The sequence below is a fragment of the Bradyrhizobium jicamae genome (genome assembly GCF_018130695.1).
GTDB classification, from domain to species: Bacteria; Pseudomonadota; Alphaproteobacteria; order Rhizobiales; family Xanthobacteraceae; genus Bradyrhizobium; species Bradyrhizobium jicamae_B.
In genome coordinates, this window is sequence record NZ_JAFCJX010000001.1 from 590007 (window position 1) to 599346 (window position 9340).

Genomic DNA, 9340 nt, shown 5'->3' on the forward strand with positions numbered 1-9340 from the left:
GAACCTAGAAAGGGGCGGCCACCCCATTGGCTGGGAACAGGATGGCCGCAAGTCACCAGCTCGGGAGGTTTTGAGCCGGTCTTTGACAGCCAGGGTGCGTCCGTCGCGCCCTGGCTGTTCGAAGCGCTACTTGATGTAGCCCGCGCGCTTCATCTCGCGCTCGGTCGAGGACTGCGCGGCCGCGAGCGCCGCGTCGACGGTGCTCGATCCGGACAGTGCGGCCGCGAACTGCTGGCCGACGCTGGTGCCGATGCCCTGGAACTCGGGGATCGCGGCGTATTGCACGCCGACATACGGCACCGGCTTGACGGTCGGCTTGTTCGGATCGGCGGCGTCGATCGAGGCGAGCGTCATCTTGGCGAACGGCGCGGCCTTCTGGTACTCAGGATTCTGGTAGAGCGAGGTGCGCGTGCCCGGAGGCACGTTGGCCCAGCCCTCCTTGGAGGCGACGAGCTTGGTGTAGTCCTTGCTGGTCGCCCAGGCGATGAACTTCTCGGCTGCGTCGACCTTCTTCGAGCCGGCGGGGATGGCAAGGCTCCACGCCCACAGCCAGTTGGCGTTCTTGCCGAGCCCGGTGTTCGGCGCCAGCGCGAAGCCGACCTTGTCGGCGACCTTGGACTCCTTCGGATTGGTGACGAAGGAGGCCGCCACCGTGGCATCGATCCACATCGCGCATTTGCCGGCGTTGAACAGCGCGAGATTCTCGTTGAAGCCGTTGGAGCTCGCGCCGGGAGGGCCAGCCTCCTTCATCAGGTTGACGTAGGTCGTCAGCGTCTTCTTCCATTCCGGCGAGTTGAACTGCGGCTCCCACTTCTCGTCGAACCAGCGCGCGCCGAACGAATTCGACATCGCGGTCAGGAACGCCATGTTCTCGCCCCAGCCGGCCTTGCCGCGCAGGCAGATGCCGTAGGTGCCGCCGTTCTTGTCGGTCAGCTTCTTGGCGGCATCGACCACGAAGTCCCAGGTCGGGCTGTCCGGCATCTTCAGCCCGGCCTTCTCGAACAGGTCGGTGCGATACATCACCATCGAGCTCTCGCCGTAGAAGGGTGCGGCATACAGCTTGCCGTCGACGGAGACCGCATCCTTGATCTTCGGCAAGAGGTCGCCGACGTCGTAATCGGCGCCGAGCTTGTCGAGCGGCACCAGCCAGCTCTTCTTGGCCCAGATCGGAACCTCATAGGTGCCGATGGTCAGCACGTCGAACTGACCACCCTTGGTGGCGATGTCGGTGGTGACGCGCTGGCGCAGCACGTTCTCTTCCAGCGTCACCCATTTGACGGTGATGTCCGGATTTTTCGCGGTGAACTCGTTGGTCAAGCCCTGCATGCGGATCATGTCGCCGTTGTTGACGGTCGCGATCGTCAGCGTGGTCTGGGCGAATGACGGGGCGGAAATGAAAAGGGCAGTCGCGCCGGCAACGGCGCAAAGGACGTGTTTCAAGGTGACCTCCCATAGCCACGTTGAGCATATGCCCACGTGTTGAGCACATGTTCACTCCGGTCCCGGGCTTTGTCAAGCGCGCGCAAGTGCCCGCGCACGATTGTTTGCGGCGGCCCACATCCAGGGCGAGCGCTGTTGCAGATGCGAAAAGGATTAGCGATCGAGGATCGCGCGCGCGGTGGCTTCGTCGGTGATCAAACCGTTGACCACTCGCCCGACCAGCGCGGCCTTGATCGCTGGAACTTTCGCCGTGCCGATCGCGGCACCGATGGTGGTGGTTTCGGCCGGAATCTGCGGCGGAATGCTGGTCAGCCGCTTGTTGGTGCCGCCCTTGATCAACTTGCCCTTGGCATCATAGGCCCAGCCGGTCACCTCGCCGACCGCGCCGAGCCGCATCATCTCGAGCAGTTCTTCGCGGGTGACGAAGCCGTCGACGTGGATCTGCGCCTTCTGGTCCATCTGGCCGATGCCGATCAGCCGCAGATCCGCCTTCGCGGCCACCGCCTTGACCCGCGCGATCGGCTCGATGCGCACCATCTTGTTGCGCTCGTCCTCGCTGGACATCAGAAACGGCAGCGGCATCGGGTAATGCCGCGCGCCGGTGCGGTCGGCCAGCCGGCCGACCGTGTCGTAGAAGCTCGCGGAGCCATCGGCGGAGATGTTGCCGACCAGCGAGACGATCTGGTGGTCCGGCCGCTCGATCGGAGAGACGCGCTCGACCGCGGCGCGTACCGCCCGCCCCGTCCCGAGCGCGACAATCACGGGCGTCTCCGAGCGCAGCGTCGTCTCCAGCACATTCGCCGAACGCTCGGCAATCCCGGCATTCGAGGTCGGCGCCGCCGGATCTGATGGCACCACGTCGCAATGCACGAGATCGAACCGCGCCTTGAGTTTCGCGGCCAATTCCATGCAGGCGGCAATGGGATGCTCGAGGCGGAAGGTGATCAGGCGCTCGGCCAGGCACAGCGACACCAGCCGCTGCGCCGAGGCGCGCGACACCTGCAGCATCTTGGCGATTTCATCCTGGGTGTGGCCGGCGATGAAATAGAGCCAGCCGGCGCGCGCGGCGTCGTCGAGACGGGATTTTTCGTTCTCATTCGGCGCCATGCTGTGCGGTCAACCTTCCGTCCAGAAATCCATCATCCGATCGAAGATGCGATCCGCGCCGGCCTCGCGCAGCAGCCCATCGCCCTCACGCCTGCGATAATGCCCGCCGCCGACGAAGCCCCAGACCCGCATCCCCGCCGCCTTCGCCGCCATCACGCCGGAGACGCTGTCCTCGATCACCAGCGTCCGCTCCGGCGCATATCCCATCTCGCTCGCCGCGTACAAAAACAGATCCGGCGCCGGCTTGCCACGCGCCACCATCTGTGACGTGTAGAGCCTGCGGCCGAAATGCTCCGCGAGGCCCGTCAACTCCAATGAAAACGCGACGCGGTCAAGGTCGCTCGATGACGCAACGCAGTATGGCAGCTTGAGGCCGTCGAGCAACGCCCCGATGCCGGGGATCGGCTGCAGCTGGGTGCGAAAGGTCTCGCGCACCTCCTGCTTGAGCTCGCCGAGAAAGCCCTCGCCCAGCGGCTGGCCCGCAACGCGGCAATACTCGATCACGGCCGCGGTGCTGCGCCCGAGGAACAGCCGCATCACCTGCTCGGTCGACACGGCGATGCCCGAGCGCGCCAGCACCTCGGAGAGACAACGGCAGCTCAATTCCTCGCTGTCGACGAGCACGCCGTCGCAATCGAAGATGATGAGGTCGGTGTCGGGAAGTCGGGAGTCCATCCCGACATCAGAACATATGCTCAAGCTATGAGCAATAGATCACAATTTGGGACACAAGGGCCGCATTCCCGCATCCTCACCAGCGATAGGCCAGCGCCGCCGTCACCATCTGCGGGGCGCCGATGTAGCAATAGCCGGTCTGGCACGTCGTGTAATGGCGGTTGAACAGGTTCTGCGCGTTGAGCTTCAGCCGCAGGCCCTTCAACTGCCTGTCGAGCTGGCCGAAATCGTAACTGAGCGCGGCATCGATCAGGGCGACGGAGCTGTTCTTGAAGGTATTCTGATCGTCGCCATAGCTCCATGACACGTAACGCACGCCGCCGCCGAAGCTCAATCCGGCAAAGCTGCTGCTGGTCGGCATCGCGTAATTGGCCCACAGCGTCGCGGTGTGCGGCGGAATCCCCGACGGCATCTTGCCGATCGTCGTGCTGTCGGCCGCCTGCAACGTCTTGAGATCGAGATAGGTGTAGGACGAGGTGATGTCGAAGCCAGTCCAGAGATTGGCGAGCGCCTGCAGTTCCAGGCCGCGGCTCCTGATCTCGCCGCGCTGAACCGTGATGCCCGTTCCCGTGGTGACGAGACCGCCATCCTGGACGAGGTCGAACACCGCAGCGGTGACAAAACTCCTCTGTCCCGGCGGCTGATACTTGATGCCGACCTCGGTCTGTTTGCCGGTGGTCGGCTTGAAGAGGCCGCCGTCGGGATTGACGCCGAGATTGGGCACGAACGAGGTGGAGTAGCTGACATAGGGCGCAACACCGGAATCGAACACGTAGGTCAGCCCGGCCCGGCCGCTATAGGCCTGATCGTTCTGCGACTGCCTTGTGACCGCCAACAGATCATCCGATGATGTGCCGACCCAGTCGCTGCGGCCGCTCAGCGTCAGGATCCAGCGATCGAACTTGGCCTGGTCCTGTGCATAGATGCCCTGCTGGCGCTGCGTCTGCGCGATCGAGCTCGAGATTGCCGGATCGGGAATCGATTCCGGCGCGTAGCCCGGCGCGGCGAGATTGAGGTCCGACACGCCGCCGCCAAAGCCCATCATGTCCTTGTACTTGGACCAGGTATAGTCGTAGCCGACCAGCGCGGTGTGCTGGACCGGACCGGTGGCGAATTTGGCTTCGAGCTGGTTGTCGAGCCCCACCGATTGCAGGAGATCGTGCACATAGCCGGTGTAGCGCGACGCCAGCTGCGTGGCGGGATCGACGCTCGCGATGCCGACATAGCGCATCGTGGAGTCGAGATCGGTGTAGCGCATCTTCTGGCGGAAGGTGATGCCGCTGTCGAATCTGTGCTCGAACAGATAGCCGACCCGGCCCTGCTCCTGGTCGAACGTGTTGTAGGACGGGCTGCCCGGATAGATGTTGGAGACGATGCCCGAGGACGGCGAGTAGTAGAACATCGACGATGGCGTCTTCGACTTCTGGTATTCGCCGAGAATGGTCAGCGTCGTCGATGCGTCCGGCCGCCAGGTGACGGCGGGTGCGATGTCGACCCGGTTGTCCTTGCCGCCGGGCGTGATCATGTCGGCGTCACGGACGATGCCGGTCAGGCGGTAGAGCCACTGGCCCTGCGGATCGATCGGCCCGGAGACATCGAAATTACCCTGGAAACGGTCGAGGCTGCCGACCAGCCCCTGGACCTCGTGATACGGCGTGCTGGTCGGGAGCTTCGACGTCAGATTGACCAGGCCGCCGGGCGAGCCGAGCCCGTACAGCGCCGAGCTCGGACCGCGCAACACCGTCACGCTGTCGATGACATAGGGCTCGGTGCGGTAGAGACCGATATTGGCCGGCACCAGCCGCAGGCCGTCGAGATAAACGCCGTTATAGGTGACGTCGAAGCCGCGCAGCGAGAACGAGTCGAAGCGCGGATCGAAACCGCTCGCCTCGGTGCGGACGCCCGGCTCATAGGCGATCGCCTGGGTCAGCGACTGCACACCACGATCGTCGAGCTGCTTTCGGGTGACCACCGAGATCGACTGCGGCGTTTCGATTAACGGCGTGTCGGTCTTGGTCGCAACCGAGCTTTCGCTCGCGACATAGCCTTCCGGCGCGCGCGTCGAACGGCGTGCATCGGTGCCCGGTCCCACGGACGGGGCGCTGGATCCGGCCGCATGACGGGCCTGCCGGCGCGCGGCGTTGCCGGCGCGCGAGGCGGCCTGCCGCGACGGCTTTGCGGTCGCGCGGGGCTTTTCCGGCGCCGCAACCGTCACCGGCGGCAAGGTCGTGCCTGGTTGCGATGTCACTTGCGCCAACGCCGATGTGATCAATATCTGGCCGAAGGCCGCCCCCGCCGCAACACCACGCAGCGCCGCCGTACCAGCCGTGCTCCGCACCAACCGCCCATCATCCCAACCCATCTTCGCCCCGAATTCCCAACTGCAATCGGGGCGCAGTAACCCGATTCAATCGGGCGCGGCTTTTGCGTACGCGCAAATCACCTTTGATGACCGCTTGAGTCTCTCCAAACCGAAATGTGTGGCAACGTTTCCGCCAGCGCGCGGCGGTCAGCGACGCCGGCTCGGCGCGTGTCCGAACCGCTTCCGGAATGCGGTCGCGAAATTCGCGGGATGCGCGTAGCCGACGCGGTAGGCCGCCTCGGTGACCGACAGCTGCCGGTGAATCAGCAGCTCGCGTGCGACGTCGAGCCGCAGGTTGCGCAGATAGTCCGCCGCGCTGACGCCGAAGGCCATGCGGAACTGCTGGTTGAAGGTGCGGCGGCCAAGTCCCGCGCATTCCGCCAGCTCTGCGATGCTCCAGGGATGGCGCAGATCGGCATTGATCGCATCCTTGACCGCCTGCAATCGCATCCGTCCGGGGGCCGCCGGCGGGCCGCGATCCGCGCGCCTGCCGAACAGGGCATGGGCCAGGATTTCCGTCGCATGTGCGCCGAGCAGCAGTCGCCCTCCGTCGCCCACAATCGGCGGTGACAGCATGTCCTGGGCGATGACCACGAGCCGCGGTGGCGCCCTGACCGCGACGACGGCGATGTGATCCAGCGTCCCGTCGAACAGCGCAAGAAATCGCGCTTCGAGACCGAGCCGCACGATCGACCGGTGCGGAAAGAACAGGCCGGTTGCCGGGCGACCAAAGGATTCCGCCACGGGATCCTCGATCGAGACCGGCGCGCGTGCCGCGAGCACGGTCAATTCGCCTTCGCTAGCACCCGCCTCCGGCGCGACCGACAGCAACAGGCCGGGTTTCATGCGGCCCGGCCCGGCCTGCTCGCCGATCGACCGCAAGCCGTCGCGCAGCAACAGGCAGCCGGGCAGCTCGAGCCATTGCGCGCGCCCATCTGCCCAGCGTCCGGCAGTACCGGCCTCATCAATCGTCAGGGAGCTCGTCAACTTTCGAACGCAGGACTCGCATCGATCACCGCGCCGTGACTATGACGATCGCGCGCCGCACTCAATGCAGGGCACGACAGATTGGAGAGCTTCGAAATTAGATCGATTTCAATTCCACGGACCGGCGCGAGGCGCGCGTATCCGCATCAATACGCCTGCTGACGATATTTCCGCGACTTCCGCACCGGTCCTGCATAATACGGATTGATGCTGCACATCGCGGCGCGGCCCGACGCCGTCGCGCGACATTGCGGCAGCGAGGTGTAGCTGCAATCGATATAATTGCCGCCGAACCTGCCGCCGTACACTTCAAGGCAGACGGGATAGCGCGGGTCATAGGTCTGCGCCTGGGCCGGCGAACCAAGCACGCAACCAAGGACGCAACCAAGCATCACGATCGCACAAGCTGTCAGACGCATCTGCGCCTCCTCATCACCGTCACATCAGCGACGGCAAGGGATTCGTGCCATCGCGCGCCCTCCTTCGCACGAATGGCGGCGCGCGTCACGAGCGCGGAACGTGCCTGTAACGTCGCACCGGCAGCGGCCGCTCGCTGTTGCCGGGCGCAGGCGCGGTTTGCATCGCGCCATAAGCGCCATAGGCATTGCCCGCACCGTTCCGGGCCGCCTGCTCGGCGCCCCATGGCGTCAGCGCGCCGCCATTCAGAACGTCGCGGTCGGGATGCGCGGCCTGGTAGGCTGCCGGCTCCGACGCCTGGCCAAAGGCAGGCGGCGCAAGGACAATTCCAGACAAAAGCACTGCGGCGGCTACGGCCGTGAATTTGGCCATGGCTCTTCTCCTAATGATGAATTGAACGCCCCGGCGAGGCAGACGGCCTCGGTCGGCTTCCAATTCCCAATTGGTGATGCAGTGCGGCAGGCCCAGAGGGCGGCATCTCACAATGCCGAGAGGGGCCGACAGGTGAGCGCCATGGCAGCAGGAACGAACGGCGCAACGCTCTGTTGAACACGCCATTGGATTCGACAATCGAAGGCGTTGATCATGCAACTCGTCTCGGAACAACGCGTCACCAGCCTCGACCCGGTGTTCGGCCCGATGGGAATCGAGGCAGGCAAGGCGATCTGGGGCGCGCAGGCGCTGTCAATGCGCGAGAAGGCCGTCCTGCTGATCGCGGCCGACCTCTGCGTTCCCGAGCTTGGCATGCCGCTCGAACTGCACGTCGGCATGGCGCTCGGCCAAGTGAAGATGTCGGTGGAGGATCTGCGCGAATTGCTCCGTCATATCGCACCTGATGCGGGCTTCAATATCGTCGCGATGGGATTTCAGCGGCTCGCCGAGATCGCCACCGAACTCGGCCACGACGTCTCGAGCACGGCATCACGGTCCTACGGCCGCGATGCGGTCTATGACGACGCGACGCTTGCGACCCTGCGCAGGCTTGACTCCGATTTTGCCGACGAGATCGACCGGCTCAGCCGGCAGCTCTGGTCGAGGCCCGGCCTGTCGATGCGGGAGCGATGCTTGGCCACGTTCGCTGTCGACGTCGTTGGCGGCACGCTCGGCGCGCCCTTTGTCGCGCATGTCAGGCTTGCACAAAAGGCCGGCCTCACGCGAGCGGAACTGCAGGTCGCGCTCCGCGCGCTGGCGGAGTTCTCGATTCCGAAAGCCTGGCAGGCGCTGGTCGCGCTTGATGCCCTGCTCACCGATCGGCACGCGCCTGAAGCCCACAAGGAGGCATCATGACGACTCCCGACAAAGGCGAACACGTCACGACACGCGCCAAGGTCGAAGTCTCGAAATATCTGCGCGAGGTGCTCGACCATAGCGACGCCAGCGCAATGACCGTCGTCGAGACCCGGCTTGAGGAGCAATTCACCGGCGGCCTGGTCGGCACCGGTATTGCCACGCACTTGCGCATCGAGCGCAACGACGGCACTGGCATGCTGACCTGCTATGAACGGATCACGGGCACGCTCGACGGCCGCAATGGGTCATTCCTGCTGCAGGCCAGCGGGTTCACCGACCGTCATCACCATGTCCATGGACAATGGGAAGTGATCGAAAATTCCGGCACCGGCGACCTCGCCGGCCTGCGAGGCTATGCGGCCTTTGCGGCGATGCCCGACAAGGCGTCAAAAACCGGCTGGTCGGCCGACACAGCGCTGACCTACTGGTTCGATCGCTAGCGAATCTATTGCTGCGCGGCGTCAGCAGGCGGGTGCGGCTGACCCGCCGCACCACGCCGATCAACGATTGGTCCGCGCCGAGCTTTGCTGCAAACGCCGCATCGCAGCCGTCGCAATCGCGCAAAGCACACCGTGGCTGCGCCGCCTCCCCGCTCGCATCGATCACGCGATAGCGGCCGGATTGCGCAAGCAGTTGCCGCACGCCGTCGCCGCTTCCTGCGGAGCCTGCGCCAAAAATCGAAATTTCCGAACGCAATCAAGGCGATTTGCCCTGTCCAGTCTCCCGCGCAAAAATATTCCCCTTTTCCGAACACCCAAATCAGCGCTATAACTCCGCCGTCTCACCCGACACGAGGGGCGCTCGCGAACGCCACGAACGTGGGTGCAGATGCGGTGGCCGCCGAGCGTGCGACAGGCGTGTGTGCGCAAGGCGGACGGTGAAGTCGTGTGGGCCTGCCGCCCCGATGCAGGTGGCAAGTCCGTGAGAGGCCCAAAGCCGATCGCGGATGATGGTGGCACAAAAGCAGAGTCGCACCAGGGCGAGCACGTATAAGCCGTAAAGCCATCGCGCAGGGAAGGCCGGATGCCTCCGCCGAACCTGTATGCTCGTGCGCGCACTTTT

The 9340-nt window shown here is 64.8% G+C and carries 9 protein-coding genes and 1 pseudogene; 2 read left to right on the top strand and 8 right to left on the bottom strand.

What is annotated here, in order from left to right:
* Positions 1–126: 126 nt before the first annotated feature.
* The 7 genes from JQ604_RS02725 to JQ604_RS02755 form a co-directional block, all read right to left on the bottom strand.
* Positions 127–1440: an ABC transporter substrate-binding protein gene (locus tag JQ604_RS02725; protein ID WP_212352670.1), complete on the bottom strand. Its 1314-nt coding sequence runs from the start codon at positions 1438–1440 to the stop codon at positions 127–129.
* 153 nt (positions 1441–1593) lie between these two features.
* Positions 1594–2547, bottom strand: coding sequence for a sugar-binding transcriptional regulator (locus JQ604_RS02730; protein WP_212352672.1), 954 nt, complete (start codon positions 2545–2547; stop codon positions 1594–1596).
* Positions 2548–2556: 9 nt separating this feature from the next.
* The gene (locus JQ604_RS02735) at positions 2557–3222 is read right to left on the bottom strand and encodes an HAD family hydrolase (RefSeq protein WP_212352674.1); all 666 of its coding nucleotides are present in this window, start codon (positions 3220–3222) and stop codon (positions 2557–2559) included.
* 76 nt (positions 3223–3298) lie between these two features.
* Positions 3299–5470 (bottom strand): TonB-dependent siderophore receptor, encoded by a 2172-nt coding sequence (locus JQ604_RS02740; RefSeq protein ID WP_349631039.1) that lies wholly within the window; start codon positions 5468–5470, stop codon positions 3299–3301.
* Between the two features lie 261 nt (positions 5471–5731).
* A complete protein-coding gene (locus tag JQ604_RS41820) occupies positions 5732–6571 on the bottom strand; it encodes a helix-turn-helix transcriptional regulator (protein WP_283817941.1) in 840 nt (279 codons plus the stop codon).
* Positions 6572–6717: 146 nt separating this feature from the next.
* Positions 6718–6990 (bottom strand): DUF3551 domain-containing protein, encoded by a 273-nt coding sequence (locus JQ604_RS02750; RefSeq protein WP_212352677.1) that lies wholly within the window; start codon positions 6988–6990, stop codon positions 6718–6720.
* Positions 6991–7075: 85 nt separating this feature from the next.
* Positions 7076–7360: a hypothetical protein gene (locus JQ604_RS02755; RefSeq protein ID WP_212352678.1), complete on the bottom strand. Its 285-nt coding sequence runs from the start codon at positions 7358–7360 to the stop codon at positions 7076–7078.
* A gap of 213 nt (positions 7361–7573) precedes the next feature.
* Between JQ604_RS02755 and JQ604_RS02760 the strand changes: the two genes are divergently transcribed.
* Complete coding sequence (locus tag JQ604_RS02760) at positions 7574–8275, top strand: carboxymuconolactone decarboxylase family protein (protein WP_212352680.1); 702 nt, start codon at positions 7574–7576, stop codon at positions 8273–8275.
* Positions 8272–8718: a DUF3224 domain-containing protein gene (locus tag JQ604_RS41400; RefSeq protein WP_249157921.1), complete on the top strand. Its 447-nt coding sequence runs from the start codon at positions 8272–8274 to the stop codon at positions 8716–8718. Before JQ604_RS02760 ends, JQ604_RS41400 begins: the two co-directional genes overlap by 4 nt.
* A gap of 31 nt (positions 8719–8749) precedes the next feature.
* On the opposite strand, the pseudogene JQ604_RS41405 reads toward JQ604_RS41400, so the two are convergent.
* Positions 8750–8920: pseudogene (locus tag JQ604_RS41405) on the bottom strand (DUF2380 domain-containing protein); the annotation flags it as partial.
* Positions 8921–9340 lie beyond the last annotated feature (420 nt).